Below are 13,529 nucleotides of genomic sequence, written 5' to 3'. Positions count from 1 at the left end.
GCACCCTCATGGCCCGCATCGCCCGGTTGACTCCCGACCAGCTCGACGAACACCAGCGCGTGGTCTACGACGCGATCGCGAGCGGGCCCCGGACGGCGAACGGTGTCTTCAGCCTGACCGATGAGGACGGCGGCCTCGAAGGCCCGTTCAACGCCATGCTCCTCCACCCGGCGATCGGCGACGCCCTCCAGCGGCTGGGCGCCGCTATCCGGTACCGGGGAGAACTGTCGGACCGGGCCAGGGAAATCGCCATCCTGATGGTGGCCGCGCACCGGGCCAGCCGGTTCGAACGCTATGCCCACGAAGCCGCCGGAGCGCGCGCCGGGCTGACCGCGGACGAGATGGCCGCGCTGCGCGAGGGAATCCGGCCCGATCTCGCGGATCCCGCCGAAGCCGCCGTGGCCGCGGCGACCGAACGCATCCTCGCGCACCGCACCCTCACCGACGCCGAGTACCAGGAAATCGCCGCGGTCGTCGGTCCCGCCGGGGTCTTCGAACTCACCACCCTGATCGGCTACTACGAACTGCTGGCCCTGCAGTTGCGGATCTTCGACGCGGACCAGATCCCGTAATCTTCTGGACCTCAGGCCGTGTTCTGGAATACCTCGGGATGGCGGGAAAGTTCGACTCGCGTCCGGCGAATGTGGAGTTCCAGCACGTCGGCCGCAGACGAATGGTCGTGGTCGCGCAGGGCTTCGATGAGCAGGCGGTGCTCGGCGCGGATGGTCCACCACCGCCGTTCGCCCGCCAGCCTGGTGAAGGCGCGGCGGTAGTGCTGCGTGGTGTCCCACAGCCGTGCGACCAGGGTGGCGAGTTCGTCGGCGTCGCGGTGCCCGCGGTAGGTGGTCCAGTGGAACCGCCGGTCGAGGACGAGGAATTTCTCGACGTCCTCGGTCTCGTCGATGCGGGCCTGGATCTCCTCGAGTTCGGTGATGTCCTCGACGGTCAACCGTGGTGCCGATTCGGTCAGCAGCAACGGTTCCAGCCGCTCACGCATCTTGTAGGTCAGCTCGCACTGGCGCATGTCCATGCTGGTGACCCACGCGCCCTGGTTGGCTCGCAGGGTCACAAGTCCCTGTGAGTGCAGGATCCGCAGTGCCTCGCGCACCGGCAGACGGCTCGTCCGCAGTTCCTCGGCGAGCTCGTCCTGGATGATCCTGGCGCCCGGAGCCAGTTCACCGGCCAGGATGCGGTCACGCAGGTGATCGGCGATCCGCTGACTGGCCACGGTGGCCGGCACGGCACCGTCGCGATCGGACACTGCTCCTCCTCCGTCGGGCGCGCTCACTACGCGGACAGTCTGTCAGGCGAACCGCTCCGGGTGGTGATCGAACGCCTTCCCGCCCGGGTAGGACACCAACTCGAACTGCGCACCCCACGGTGAGAGGAAATAGATCCACCGCTGGCCCTCGCTGGCGCCCTTGCTGGCCGTAGGTTCGCCGAACACCCGCAGGCCACGGCGTTGCAGGTCGGCGACGGCGGCGTCGAGATCGTCCACGTAGAGCGCGATGTGGTGACCGCCGATGTCGCTGTTCCGCGGCACGTCTTCGCGGCGGCCGGGTGCCTCGTACTCGAAGACCTCGAAGATCGCCTGGCCGCCGAGCCGGAAGAAGTGCAGCCGGCGCATGACGGCCGCCTCGTCCACGCCCAGACGCTCGCGCATCCACCGGCCGTCGCCGCCGAAGGGACCGAGCGTGTACAGGTACTCGCACCCGAGGACGTCGACGAAGAACTCCCGCGCCTGGTCGAGGTCGGGGACGGTGATGCCGAAGTGATCGACGCGGGTCAGTCCGGGGATGGGCATCAATCCTCCATTGGATCCATTTGTGCTTGATTTCGGCTCTATGTTAGCCATAACCTAGCTGCCGAGCCGCGAAATGGATCCATCTCGTGTCCATGTTGGGAGAAGCAGCCGATGCCCGCCCGTGAGAACCTGACCGCCGCCTCGCCCTGGGTCGCGCTGACCACCTCGAGGAAGGACTGGGACGCCGCCGACCCGGACACGCTGGTGCGGATGCTCGGTCAGGCGATGTGGATCCGGAGGTTCGAGGAGTACGTGCTCGAACTGGCCGCACAGGGCCTTGTCCACGGACCGGCCCACTCGAGCATCGGTCAGGAGGGCGGCGCGGTCGGGTCGGTACTCCCCCTGCGGAGCGACGACTTCGTCAACGGCTCGCACCGCGGGCACCACCAGTTCCTGGCGAAGGCCTTCGGCCACGTGATGCCGCACAAGTCCGGAGTACTGCCCGAACTCAACGACGAGGTCCGCACCGTGCTGCGGCGGACCCTGGCCGAGATCTGCGGCCTGGCGGAGGGCTACTGCCGGGGTCGTGGCGGGTCCATGCACCTGCGGTGGCGTGAGGCCGGTGCGTTGGGCACGAACGCGATCGTCGGTGGCGGCGTCCCGCAGGCCGCGGGCTTCGCATGGAACCAGCGGCACGCCGGAACGGACGCGGTCACCGTGACCTACTTCGGCGACGGCGCGGTCAACATCGGGTCCGTCCTGGAGACCTTCAATCTCGCCGCCGCGTGGCGGCTGCCGTTGTGCTTCTTCATCGAGAACAACCAGTACGCCCTGGCCACCACCGTCGACGAGGCGACCGCGGAGCCGCGCCTGTCCGGCCGCGGCCTCGGGTTCAACATCCCCGCCTGGCGCGTCGACGGAATGGATCCACTCGCGGTCCACCTGGCCATGACCGAGGCGCTGGCGCACCTGCGGGCGGGCAACGGCCCGGTCATCATCGAGGCCGACGTCTACCGTTACTTCCACCAGAACGGCCCCTACCCCGGCAGTGCGTTCGGCTATCGCGACAAGGCCGAGGAAAAGGCCTGGCGCGACCGGGATCCGATCGACCTGCTGACCGCCCAGGTCCTCCGCCGCGAGCTGGTCTCCGAGGACGAGGTGCGCGCGGCCCGGGACGAGATCGACCGGGTGATGCGGGAAATCGGGGAAGAACTGCTCGAACCGCTCCCCGGCGGCAAGCCCGGTCAGCGCCGGATCAGGCCCGCGCTGTGGCCCGATCCCGGTTTCGTCGACGTGGGCGTCCGCGGCGACCTGCGGGAGCTGGCGGGCAGCCGCTACGAGGAGGCGGACACGTTCTCCGGGGAGCTGGCGGAGCGCAAGTTCATCGACGTCGTCAGCGACGTGATCGCCCGCCGGCTGGAGACCGACGACCGGGTCGTCGTACTGGGCGAGGACGTCCACCGGCTCAAGGGCGGCACGAACGGCGCCACGAAACGAGCGCTCGAACAGTTCCCCGGACGCGTGCTCGGCACCCCGATCAGCGAGAACGCGTTCACCGGTCTCGGTGGCGGCATGGCGCTCGACGGCCGGTTCCGGCCGATCGTGGAATTCATGTACGCCGACTTCATGTGGGTCGCGGCCGACCAGTTGTTCAACCAGGTGGCGAAGGCCCGCCACATGTTCGGTGGCGAGCACGCGGTGCCGTTCGTGCTGCGCACCAAACTCTCCGCCGGCACGGGCTACGGCTCGCAGCACTCGATGGACCCGGCGGGGATTCTCGCCACGGCGCCGGGACTGAGGGTGGCCGCGCCGTCGAACCCGTTCGACTACGTGGGGCTGATGAACACCGCGATCGCCTGCGACGACCCCGTGGTCGTGCTGGAACACGTGGACCTCTACGCCGCCACCGGCACGGCGCCGGCCGAGGACCTCGACTACCGCATCCCGGTGGGCAAGGCGGCGCTGCGCCGTGAAGGGAAAGACCTCACGGTGATCTCCTACCTGTCGATGGTCGGGCACTGCCTCGAAGCGCTCGACGAGGTACCCGGGATCACGGCCGACCTCGTCGACCTGCGGTGGCTCGACCGCGCCAGCCTGGACTGGACCACCATCGAGCAGAGCGTCCGGAAGACCAACCGCGTCCTCATCGTCGAGCAGGGCGCGATCGGTACGTCCTACGGCGGGTGGCTCGCCGACGAGATCCAGCGTCGTCTGTTCGACTGGCTCGACGCGCCCGTCGAGCGGGTCACCGGCGGAGAGGCGTCGCCGAGCATCAGCAAGGTGCTGGAGCGCGCGGCGACCGCCCGCACCGAGGAAGTCGTCACCGCCCTGCGCGGCATCGCCGCCGAACTGACCGCGTCGCGCTGACCGGGCTGCCCGAGATCAAGGAGTGAAGTCATGGCAACGCTGCTGCGCGTGCCCGAGATCGCCGCGGGCGCCACGGAAGCCGTGCTGTCCCAGTGGCTGGTCGGCGAGAACACGCCCTTCGCCGCCGGGGAGCCGATCGTGGTCCTCGAAACCGACAAGGCCTCCGTCGAAATGGAGGCCGAGACCGACGCGGTGATCGTGCGCGCGCTGGTGAGTGGAGGGGCCACGGTGGAGGTCGGCTCCCCCATGGCGGTTCTGGCGGCCAAGGACGAGCAGGTCGGCGACATCGACGCGCTGCTCGCCGAACTCGGCGTGCCGTCGGCGGTCCCGGAGACCGTGCCGGAGACAACACCGCCGGCGGCGCCGCAGACAGTGGCGGAAAACGGTGCGGCGAAACGAATCTTCGCCAGCCCGTTGGCACGCAAGCTGCTCAAGGAGGCGGGCCTGTCCTTGGACACGGTGCGCGGCACAGGCCCGGGCGGCCGGATCGTCCGCCGCGACGTGGAGCAGGCAGTGGCGCAGGCAGTGGCGCACGCGCGACAGGCCGGAACCGACGTGGTCCCCGAGGTTCCCGCCGAGCCACCGGTGACCCGGTCCGCCGAACCATTGCCACACAACGGTTTTCCGCTGGGTTTCCGAGAGATCCCGCACTCGAGGTTGCGGCGTGCGGTCGCGAACCGCCTGACGGCGAGCAAGCAGACGATCCCGCACTTCTACCTCAAACGGACCGCGCGCATCGACGCACTGCTCGACCTTCGCAAGCGGCTCAACGAGGTCTCGGCGACGAAGATCTCCGTCAACGACCTCGTGCTGCGCGCGGTCGCCGTGGCACATCGGGCGGTGCCGGAGGCCAACGTCGTCTGGGCCGACGACGCCCTGCGCCAGTTCGAATCGGTCGACATCGCGGTCGCGATCGCCTCGGAGCGAGGCTTGGTCACGCCCGTGCTGCGCGCGGTCGAGAAGGCGACGCCGAGTGCGATCGCCGCCCAGGTCAAGGCCTACGTCGCACAGGCAGGCGACGGGAAACTGCGGCAGCACGACCTGGAAGGCGGTTCGATCAGCGTCACCAACCTCGGCATGTTCGGGGTCGAGGAGTTCTCCGCGATCATCAACCCGCCCCACTCCGCGATCCTGGCCGTCGGCGCCGGCGTCCAGGCTCCCGTGGTCGTCGACGGCACGGTCGAGGTGGCCACTCAGCTGGCGCTCGTCCTCTCGGTCGACCACCGCGCGATCGACGGCGCGCTCGCCGCCCGCTGGATGGGTGTGCTGGTGACGACCCTGGAGGAGCCGCTGAGACTGCTCGCCTGAGGCCCGGCCCAGGACGCGTAGGCCGGGGTGAAGCACAGTTCGACCCGGTGCTTCCTGGCCCAGCGGCGGATCTTCTCGCCCTTGTGCGCGGACAGGTTGTCGAAGATGACGCGCCGAGCCACTACACCCCCAGCAGTCGGACGGACATCACTGCACATCCAACCGGCGGTACCACCAGCCCGGCGAACCCACTGGTCGAAGCCCTAATTCTTGGCCGCCAGCAAATGCAGCTCATCGAATTGCCGCTTGTCCGTGGCCTTCGGCTGGAACAGCACCCGGGCGATCTCGCGCACGCCAACATCACGCAGCACCCCCGCCAGGTGGTCGGGCGACCAGCGATAGGCCGTCATCACCGAGTGGTCGAAGGACTGCTTGGAGATCGAGGGGTCATCGGTGGCGTAGCAACTGATCAGCAGCTGACCCCCCGGGGCCAGGACCCGGGCGAACTCCGCGACCACGGTCGGGAGGTCCTGCGGTGGGATGTGGATGATCGAGGATCGCGAAAGCACCCCGCCCAGCGCACCGTCCGCGATGTCGAGCGCTGCCATCGAGCCCACCTCGAACCGCAGCTCCGGGTTGGCCTCCTGGGCCAGCGCGATCATCGCGGGCGACGCGTCAATACCGAAGGCACGCAGTCCCAACCGTCTTAAATGAGCGGTAATATGCCCGGGCCCGCAGCCCAGATCCGCGACCTCGCCTTCGCCACCAGCGTGTACCGACTCGGCGAACGCGGCGAGCAGCGCACGCTCCAGCGGCCGGTCACGCAGAGTGTCAGTGAAGTGCTGTGCATAGCGCGTTGCGACGGCGTCGTAGGCATCACGGGTGGCGGGGAGGGAGTCCAGATCGACCATTCCGGGAATGTAGCGGGTACCACTGACACGGGCAGCGTCCGGAACGACGTGAGCCCGATCGTGGTCAGGCAAGTCTGGTCTGGGTGTTCACGGCACTAGCCAAGCCTATCGCCGCCGCTGGGGGCACCACGGTCATCATCCCAGGTGGCGCATTGACCTGTGGGTTCCGCCGGCGCGCGAATGGTCCGTTCGCTCGGTTTAATTGTACTCGAAAGTGTGTAAACACCCGTTCGATACGCTGGTATACTCGTGGACATGGCCACACTGACTCCCGGGCACGTGTCCTCGCTGAGCGACACGGCGGTGCTCGATGCGTTGCGGGAGAAAGAAATCCAGCGCCGGAAGCTGTATCGGGACGAGCTTGTCCTGGTGGCTGAAATCGAGGCGCGGGGTATCGCGACGAGCCGGGGCATGATGCCGGGCATGGCGATCATCTCCGACGCGTCGGTGCGCTCGGCGTCGGCTTCGAGGCCGGGGCCGACCGCGACGATCGTGCCGTCCTCGATCAGGATGCTCGCCCGCTCGAACTCGCCGAGCGCGGGATCCATGGTGACGACGGCGGCATCCTCGATGAGCAGCTTCGTCATAGCCGTCCCACCATCAGGTCCACGTTTTCCGGCTGTGCCTTGAGTTCCCCGTACTCGATCCGCCGCGCCAGCTCCACCGCGATCGCGTTGGCGGGCGCGGATCGCCCGTGCCGGGCGAGTTCCTCCACGACCAGGCCGTTGATCTCGGCGACCTCGCAGCGCCTGCCCTTCATCCAGTCCTGCAGCACGGTCGTCCTGGTGTGGGGCAGCGCGAAGTCGTACATCACGGTGTCGAGCAGGGTTTCCACGAAACCGTGCGGGTCCGAGGGGTCGAGACCGCCGAGGCCGAAGATCGGCACCAGACGGTGACCGGCCGCGACCGCGGCCTCGGCCGCCTCCACCCCGGCCCGCAGCATGAACTCCCGCATTCCGGGCGTGTCCAAGGCTTCGCGCATCGGCACGTCCAGAATCGCCGACGGCACCAGCTCACCGGCGTTGACGACGAGCTTCATCCACTTGGCCGACCGGATGTCGTCGACGATTTCGACCGTGCCCGCGTGCCCGAGGATCTCCGCGACCTCGGCCTCGCGCCCGTGGGTCGCCGCCGTCGGACTGCCCAGTCCGAACCACGACTTCGCCGGGGGCGTGTGCCGCTCGACCACGCCGGGCTCGAACATCGCGGAACTGCACTCGATCACCGCACCCAGCGTCCGCTCGGCGCCCATCACATCGGCGATCGTGTCGACCGTCATCCCGTTCTGCAGCCCGATCACCAGGCCGTCCGGTTTGACCAGCGGCTTGAGCAGTTCGCACGCCCATCGCGTGTCGTAGGCCTTGACCAGCACGAACACCACGTCGAAGGGGACACGCATGGTCGCCACCTCGCACAGGTTGAACGCGTCCACCCGGGTCACGACGCTTTCGTCCGGCATGTCCACCCGGACGCCCGCCGCACGCATCGCGGCGACATGCTCGGGCCACTGCTCGATGAACGTGACGTCGAGGCCGGCCCGCGTCAGGTCCGCGCCGATCGCGGCGCCGTTCGCGCCGGTGCCGAGTACTGCGATGCGTCGGCCTGTCATCAGGCCACCTCCTGGGTCCGTGGGTCGGGACGGTTGTTGATGTGGGACTGGGCATGACGTTCGGTGGGCAGCGGGCCGCCGACGCCGTAGTAGCGCTGGCCCGCGACCAGCAGCCGTTCGGCCGGGAACTTCGTGATGACCTCGGCGCCGTCGGCGGTCACCACCAGTTCCTCCTCGATCCGCGCCGCGCCCACCCCATCGGCCGAAGGCCAGTAGGTTTCCAGCGCGAAGACCATGCCCTCCTCGAGCACTTCGGGATGGTCGAGCGAGACCAGCCTGCTGAAGATCGGCTTCTCCCAGATGGACAGCCCGACGCCGTGGCCGTACTGCAACGCGAAGGCGGCTTCCTCGTCGGCGAAGCCGAATTCCCGCGCGGTGGGCCACACTCTGACGATGTCGGCCGTGGTGGCACCGGGCCGGACCAGTTCGATCGCCTGGTCCATGTATTCGCGGCACCGCTGGTACGCGTCGACCTGGGCGCGCGAGGCACTGCCGACCGCGAACGTCCGGTAGTAGCAGGTGCGGTAGCCCATGAAGCTGTGCAGGATGTCGAAGAAAGCCGGGTCGCCGGGCCGCAGCAGACGGTCGCTGAACACATGCGGGTGCGGTGAGCAGCGCTCTCCCGAAATCGCGTTGACGCCCTCCACCTGTTCGGAACCGAGGTCGAACAGCCGCTTCGACACCAGTCCGACCGCTTCGTTCTCGCGCACGCCGGGCCGCAGGAACGCGTACAGCTCGTCGTAGGCGGCGTCGACCATCGACGCGGCGGTGGTGAGCAGGGAGATCTCGTCGTCGGTCTTGATCCGCCGGGCCTCGAGGAAGACCTGCTGCCCGTCCACCACCCTGATTCCCTTGGCGCGCAAGGCCATCAGGACCGGCATCTCGATGACGTCCACACCGATGGGTTCGGTGTGGAGGCCGTAGCGTTCGAGTTCTTCGAAGATCTTGTCCGCCACCGATTCCGCGATGCCGGCGTCAGGATGGAAAGCACCGCGCAGCACGGAAATCCCGGCCCGCGCCCCGCTGGTGCCGCGGGCGGGCTCCGCCACGTCGAGACCGGTGCGGTAGTCCAGCCAGGGCGCGTAGAGCTGATGATGCCGGGCCGCCGAACCGAAGTCCCACAGCACCGGCTCGCCGCCCCGGGGAAGCAGTGCGAACCGGATCATCTTGTCCATCGCCCAGGTGCCGATGTGCGTGGCGGTCATGTAGCGGATGTTGTGGAAGTCGAACGTCAGCAACGCGCCCACGTCGGAACCGTCGAGCTGTTTCTTCAGCTTGGCCAGCCGCTCCCGGCGCAGCCGGTCGACGTCGACGCGGGCCTCCCAGTCGACGACGTTCATCCCGAATGTGGCCGTTCCCATGGCTTTCTCCTGACTGTTTCGGTGCTTCGAGCCCCTGTCGAGCACGGCTCAACCGGCGGTCTGACGGTGCGCGTCCCGCCCGTCGACCGCCGAGTACGTGTACGGATTCGTCATCGGGTCACTCCTCCAAGGCCATGCCCGCGGCCGCGGACTGAAGTTCGTAGAGCGACAGCGGATCCCGCTCGGCCAGCCCGTGGCCGATCGCCGAGGAAAGCAGTTCGCGGACGGTGGCGGACAGCAGCATCGGCACCTCGTGCTCGCGCATCGATCAGGTCCTGGGAAGCCGAAACCACGACGAGGACGACCGCACAGCCGCCGAGCCCGTCCGGCGTGTCCGTCCACAATGCACCCTCGTCGATCAGGGGCCGGGCCTTGGCGGGAGTGCGGTTCCACACCATGACCCGCTCGCCGGAGGCCAGCAGCCGCCGTGCCATGGCCGTACCCATCCGTCCGGTGCCCAGCACTCCGACAGCCCCGGTGCTCTCGTCCATCCCCGTCACGCCTCCAGCTCGACGCGATTACCGTTACGCGACAAGGGATTCATCAGGCGTCCGCCTTTCGGCGGGAACTGTTCCGCCTGGCCAGGGGAACGAGTGCCGCGCCGACCACGAGGATGCCTTCGATCCAGTACTGCCAGGCCAAACTGACCGACAGGAAGCTCAGCGCGCTGGTGATGGTCTGCAGGAAGATCGCGGTGGCCACGGTCGCCAGCGCCGAGCCGGTGCCGCCGAAGATGCTCGCGCCGCCCAGCACCACCGCGGTGACCGAGGTCAAGGTGAGTGCCTGCCCGACCGACGCGTCGCCGACGCCGGTCTGCGAAAAGAGCGCGACCCCGCCCAACGCGGCGAGAACACCCGCCACCGCGTACGCCGACAGCCTCGTGCGCGCGGTGCCGACGCCCATCCGGGCCGCTCGCACCGCGTCGGACCCGGTCGCCCGCAACGCACGGCCCGCCCTGGTGCGGCGGACGACCACGTGCGCGAGCACGCCCACCACGACGGTGAGCACGAACACCAGCGGAAGGCTGCCGAACGTGGTGCCGAGCAGGCTGAGCAATGCGTCCCCGGCCTGCCCGCCGGGCAGGGGGCGCAACAACTGGGCGATCCCCAGCACGCCGATCGACGTGACCAGGGTGGCCACCACCGGCGGCATCGACACGCGTGACACCAGCAGGCCGTTGAGCAGACCGATGAGCGCGCCCGCCCCGGCGGCACCGCAGAACCCGACCACGAACAGCGCGGGCGAACCACCCGAGAAGAACGACACGGTGACCACCGAAAGGGCCACCACGGAACCGACCGACAGGTCGATCCCGCCGGTCATCACCACCAGGAGCTGGCCGAGGCTGACGAAGGCCAGCGACGAGGTGGCCAGCAGCAACTGACCGATGTTGAGGCTGCTCAAAAACGCCGGCGACGACAGCGTGGTCAGCCCGGCGACGAGGATGGCCAGCGCCAGCATGGCCACCGCTTGCGACTCACCGCCGAACAGGCGGCGGCGAGTGCGGGATCCGGTGGGTGGTGGCCGTTCCTCGCTCAGTTCGGTGGAGAGCACGGCCGCGCCGGTGATCTCCCGTTCCGACAGTGTCGCGGCCTGTAGTTCCGCCTTGACGCGCCCACGCGAGAACACGAGAACCCGGTCGCACAGCCCTTCCAGCTCGACCGCGTCGGTGGACAGCACCACCACGGCCGTTCCCCGCCCGGCGACTTCGCGGAGCACGCGGTAGATCTCCAGCCGTGCCCCGGCGTCGACACCCTGGGTCGGGTCCTCGACCACGAGCACCTTCGGCGAGCCCAGACTGGCCCGCGCCAGCAGCACCTTCTGCTGGTTGCCGCCGGAGAGGGTGTTGACCGGAGTGTCCAAACTGGCCGCTTTGACGCGCAGCGCGGCCACCGCCGGGGCGACCAGCGCCCGTTCCCTCCCGGGCAGCACGAGCGAGCGCGCCGCCGCGATGTCCGGCAACCGCAGGGCGTCGACGTTTTCGCGGACGCTCAGATCGCCGAACATCGCTTCCCGCAGGCGATCCCCCGACAGGAACACGATGCCGCAGGCGGCGGCCGCGGCGGGACTGGACAGGCGGGCCGTCCGCCTGCCCACCCGGACCCTCCCCTGAGACCGGCCGAGCCCGGCGAGCGCGCGAAGCGCCTCCCGTTGCCCGTTGCCCTCGACACCGGCGAACCCCACGATCTCGCCGGCGCGCACGGACCCGCTGACGTCCCGGAACCCGGCGCCGGTCAGGCCCTCGAACTCGAAGACCGTTCCGGCGCCGGTGAGATCCGGCTTGCCGGGAAAGGTGGTGTCCAGCGAACGGCCCACGATGAGTTCGACGATCTGCTCGTCGGTGAATTCGGCGACGTCTCCGCCGCCGACCACGTGGCCGTCCCGCAGCACCGTCATCGTGTCCGCGATCTCCCGGATCTCGGGGATGCGGTGCGTGATGTAGACGACCGCGGCACCGGTCGAGACCAGGGCCCGCACCTGACGGAACAACCAGTCCGTCTCGTCCGGGCCCAGCGCCTCGGTCGGCTCGTCGAGCACGAGAACCCGCGGATCGGTGGCGAGGGCGGCGGCGATCTCGACCAGGTGCGCCTCACGCGGTGTCAGGTCGGCGATCCTGAGTTCGGCGTCGATCTCCAGGCCCAGGCCCGCGAAGTGGTTCCGAGTCCATTCGCGAGCGCCGGCGACCGAGGGGCGCACCGTCTCGGGCAGGAGCACCAGCATCGCTTCGGCCACGGTCAGGCTCGGCGCGAGCGCCGGTGTCTGATACACCAGCGCCAGCCCGTGAGCGCGGGCCACCACCGGTGTCATCGCCGGGTATTCCTTGCCCAGCAACGTGATCCGGCCCTGGTCCGGGGTCACCGATCCGGCGGCGACACCGACCAATGTGGACTTTCCCGCGCCGTTCTCCCCGAGCACCGCGTGGACCTGGCCGGGACGGACGGTGAGGTCCACCCCGGCCAGCGCACGGACGCCGGGATACTGCTTGACGATGCCGGAGAGCGCGAGCGCGGTGTCGACCGCTGCTTCCACCTTCACCACCACCGCGATCAACCGCCGAACAGGGAGCCGAGCTGAGCGGTGGTCAGCTGCGAGGACGGCGGCGCGTCATTGGGCAACGAGGACCGGCATGCCTTCGAGGGTGCGATGGCGCCGGCCGCGCTGCCGGTGGAGTCCTCGTACAGGGGTAGTTGGACCAGCGAAGGCTCGCCGTCGGCCTTGCCGTTGAGCTGCGCGACGGCCTTGCGCAGGCCGACCCGCCCGATCCACGTCCGGGACGAGGCCGTGGCCAGTTCGTAGTTGTGGCTGGTGGCCTTCAACGCGTCGAACCCGCAGCTGAGTTCGTTGTCGTCGGTGGTCGCGATCGGCACCAGCGGCCGTCCGGCACTGGTGAAGGCCCGCACCGCCCCGGAAACGGCGGCGCCGTAGTCACTGATCACACCGTCGATCTGCGGGTACTTGGCCAGCAGGGCACTCATCGCCTGCTGCTCCATCGCCGGGTCCCAGTTGGTCGTCACCGGCTCCTCGGTCAGCAGCTTGACCTGAGGTGCACTGGCGAGTGCCTTCTTCACGCCCTTCAACTCGGCGGCCGACACGGCGTTGCCCGCCGGACCTCCGAGCATCACGAGGTTTCCACCCTTCGGGCCGAGCCGGTCGATCATCCACTTCGCCCAGACCTCACCCGAATACGCGGTGTCCCAGTCGACGTAGTCGAGATAGTCGGAACCAGCCGAACCGGTCGGGTCGGAGGCGATCGGGACCACCGTGACCCCCGCCCGCGTCGCCGCGCGCATGGCCGCCAGGTGCGAAGCGCCCGGCCCCGCGTCAGGGATGACCAGAAGAACGTTCACGCCCTTGGTGGTGAGGCTGGTGATACCGGCCAGTGTCGCCTGCAGATCTCCGCGGCCCGCGACGTAGTCGAAGCTGGTGATCGCCGGGCACTTCTTCATCTCGTCTTCGACCTCGGCACGCACGATCTTCGACCACGCGTTGAGGCCGTAACCGTCGACCAGGCCGACCTTGACCGGCTTGTCGCCGCAGACCTGGTCCATCGGGATCAGCGCGGACACCGGGCCGGAATTGCCGACCGCGACCTTGCTCGCGCCACCGGACGAGTCGTTTGTGGACGGTTCGGCCTTGTTGACGCTGGAACAGGCGGCCAGTGTCGCGGTCACGACCGCGGCCGTGGCGAGGGCGGCAGTGACACGACGTCGTGCTCTGCTGGACATGAAATCTCCTTGAAGTGCGGCAGGGAGAGGTGGGGTGAGGGAAAAGCCGGATCGCCGGAACTC

General features: G+C 68.9%; 13 protein-coding genes and 1 pseudogene. 3 read left to right on the top strand and 11 right to left on the bottom strand.

Annotation, left to right across the window (positions count from 1 at the left end; translation table 11 throughout):
* The first annotated feature begins 8 nt into the window (after positions 1-8).
* Positions 9-572: a carboxymuconolactone decarboxylase family protein gene (locus ACFSXZ_RS02045; RefSeq protein ID WP_378260600.1), complete on the top strand. Its 564-nt coding sequence runs from the start codon at positions 9-11 to the stop codon at positions 570-572.
* 11 nt (positions 573-583) lie between these two features.
* On the opposite strand, the gene ACFSXZ_RS02040 is transcribed toward ACFSXZ_RS02045, so the two are convergent.
* Positions 584-1,261 (bottom strand): GntR family transcriptional regulator, encoded by a 678-nt coding sequence (locus ACFSXZ_RS02040; RefSeq protein ID WP_378260598.1) that lies wholly within the window; start codon positions 1,259-1,261, stop codon positions 584-586.
* Between the two features lie 42 nt (positions 1,262-1,303).
* On the bottom strand, positions 1,304-1,804 hold the full coding sequence (locus ACFSXZ_RS02035) for a VOC family protein (RefSeq protein WP_378260596.1): 501 nt from the start codon (positions 1,802-1,804) through the stop codon (positions 1,304-1,306).
* 111 nt (positions 1,805-1,915) lie between these two features.
* Here ACFSXZ_RS02035 and ACFSXZ_RS02030 point away from each other — a divergent pair, with 111 nt between their 5' ends.
* A complete protein-coding gene (locus ACFSXZ_RS02030; RefSeq protein WP_378260594.1) occupies positions 1,916-4,111 on the top strand; it encodes an alpha-ketoacid dehydrogenase subunit alpha/beta in 2,196 nt (731 codons plus the stop codon).
* Between the two features lie 30 nt (positions 4,112-4,141).
* Positions 4,142-5,419: a dihydrolipoamide acetyltransferase family protein gene (locus ACFSXZ_RS02025; RefSeq protein ID WP_378260592.1), complete on the top strand. Its 1,278-nt coding sequence runs from the start codon at positions 4,142-4,144 to the stop codon at positions 5,417-5,419.
* On the opposite strand, the gene ACFSXZ_RS02020 is transcribed toward ACFSXZ_RS02025, so the two are convergent.
* The 9 genes and pseudogenes from ACFSXZ_RS02020 to ACFSXZ_RS01980 form a co-directional block, all read right to left on the bottom strand.
* On the bottom strand, positions 5,305-5,577 hold the full coding sequence (locus ACFSXZ_RS02020) for a transposase (protein WP_378260590.1): 273 nt from the start codon (positions 5,575-5,577) through the stop codon (positions 5,305-5,307). The two genes, ACFSXZ_RS02025 and ACFSXZ_RS02020, sit on opposite strands and share 115 nt — an antisense overlap.
* Positions 5,578-5,622: 45 nt before the next feature.
* A complete protein-coding gene (locus ACFSXZ_RS02015; protein WP_378260588.1) occupies positions 5,623-6,270 on the bottom strand; it encodes a class I SAM-dependent methyltransferase in 648 nt (215 codons plus the stop codon).
* 95 nt (positions 6,271-6,365) lie between these two features.
* Positions 6,366-6,857: a hypothetical protein gene (locus ACFSXZ_RS02010; protein ID WP_378260586.1), complete on the bottom strand. Its 492-nt coding sequence runs from the start codon at positions 6,855-6,857 to the stop codon at positions 6,366-6,368.
* Positions 6,854-7,879, bottom strand: a complete 1,026-nt coding sequence (locus ACFSXZ_RS02005) for a ketopantoate reductase family protein (protein ID WP_378260582.1) — start codon at positions 7,877-7,879, stop codon at positions 6,854-6,856. The genes ACFSXZ_RS02010 and ACFSXZ_RS02005 overlap by 4 nt, the downstream gene beginning before the upstream one ends.
* Positions 7,879-9,240, bottom strand: coding sequence for a M24 family metallopeptidase (locus ACFSXZ_RS02000; RefSeq protein ID WP_378260580.1), 1,362 nt, complete (start codon positions 9,238-9,240; stop codon positions 7,879-7,881). Before ACFSXZ_RS02000 ends, ACFSXZ_RS02005 begins: the two co-directional genes overlap by 1 nt.
* 118 nt (positions 9,241-9,358) lie before the next feature.
* Positions 9,359-9,505: a hypothetical protein gene (locus ACFSXZ_RS01995; protein WP_378262803.1), complete on the bottom strand. Its 147-nt coding sequence runs from the start codon at positions 9,503-9,505 to the stop codon at positions 9,359-9,361.
* 22 nt (positions 9,506-9,527) lie between these two features.
* Positions 9,528-9,731 (bottom strand): annotated as a pseudogene (locus tag ACFSXZ_RS01990) (NAD(P)-binding domain-containing protein); the annotation flags it as partial.
* Between the two features lie 52 nt (positions 9,732-9,783).
* A complete protein-coding gene (locus tag ACFSXZ_RS01985; protein ID WP_378260578.1) occupies positions 9,784-12,270 on the bottom strand; it encodes an ATP-binding cassette domain-containing protein in 2,487 nt (828 codons plus the stop codon).
* 17 nt (positions 12,271-12,287) lie between these two features.
* On the bottom strand, positions 12,288-13,466 hold the full coding sequence (locus ACFSXZ_RS01980) for a substrate-binding domain-containing protein (protein ID WP_378260576.1): 1,179 nt from the start codon (positions 13,464-13,466) through the stop codon (positions 12,288-12,290).
* Positions 13,467-13,529 lie beyond the last annotated feature (63 nt).

The organism is Amycolatopsis pigmentata (assembly GCF_042684065.1).
Taxonomy (GTDB): domain Bacteria; phylum Actinomycetota; class Actinomycetes; order Mycobacteriales; family Pseudonocardiaceae; genus Amycolatopsis_E; species Amycolatopsis_E pigmentata.
This window is presented reverse-complemented; position numbering and strand designations above follow the sequence as displayed.

Excerpts from the sequence above, each read along its gene's own strand:
- ACFSXZ_RS02045 (WP_378260600.1), top strand. The coding sequence starts at position 9 with ATGGCCCGCATCGCCCGGTTGACTCCCGACCAGCTCGACGAACACCAG.
- ACFSXZ_RS02035 (WP_378260596.1), bottom strand. The coding sequence starts at position 1,804 with ATGCCCATCCCCGGACTGACCCGCGTCGATCACTTCGGCATCACCGTC.
- ACFSXZ_RS02030 (WP_378260594.1), top strand. The coding sequence starts at position 1,916 with ATGCCCGCCCGTGAGAACCTGACCGCCGCCTCGCCCTGGGTCGCGCTG.
- ACFSXZ_RS02025 (WP_378260592.1), top strand. The coding sequence starts at position 4,142 with ATGGCAACGCTGCTGCGCGTGCCCGAGATCGCCGCGGGCGCCACGGAA.
- ACFSXZ_RS02020 (WP_378260590.1), bottom strand. The coding sequence starts at position 5,577 with ATGTGCAGTGATGTCCGTCCGACTGCTGGGGGTGTAGTGGCTCGGCGC.
- ACFSXZ_RS02015 (WP_378260588.1), bottom strand. The coding sequence starts at position 6,270 with ATGGTCGATCTGGACTCCCTCCCCGCCACCCGTGATGCCTACGACGCC.
- ACFSXZ_RS02010 (WP_378260586.1), bottom strand. The coding sequence starts at position 6,857 with ATGACGAAGCTGCTCATCGAGGATGCCGCCGTCGTCACCATGGATCCC.
- ACFSXZ_RS02005 (WP_378260582.1), bottom strand. The coding sequence starts at position 7,879 with ATGACAGGCCGACGCATCGCAGTACTCGGCACCGGCGCGAACGGCGCC.
- ACFSXZ_RS02000 (WP_378260580.1), bottom strand. The coding sequence starts at position 9,240 with ATGGGAACGGCCACATTCGGGATGAACGTCGTCGACTGGGAGGCCCGC.
- ACFSXZ_RS01995 (WP_378262803.1), bottom strand. The coding sequence starts at position 9,505 with ATGCGCGAGCACGAGGTGCCGATGCTGCTGTCCGCCACCGTCCGCGAA.
- ACFSXZ_RS01980 (WP_378260576.1), bottom strand. The coding sequence starts at position 13,466 with ATGTCCAGCAGAGCACGACGTCGTGTCACTGCCGCCCTCGCCACGGCC.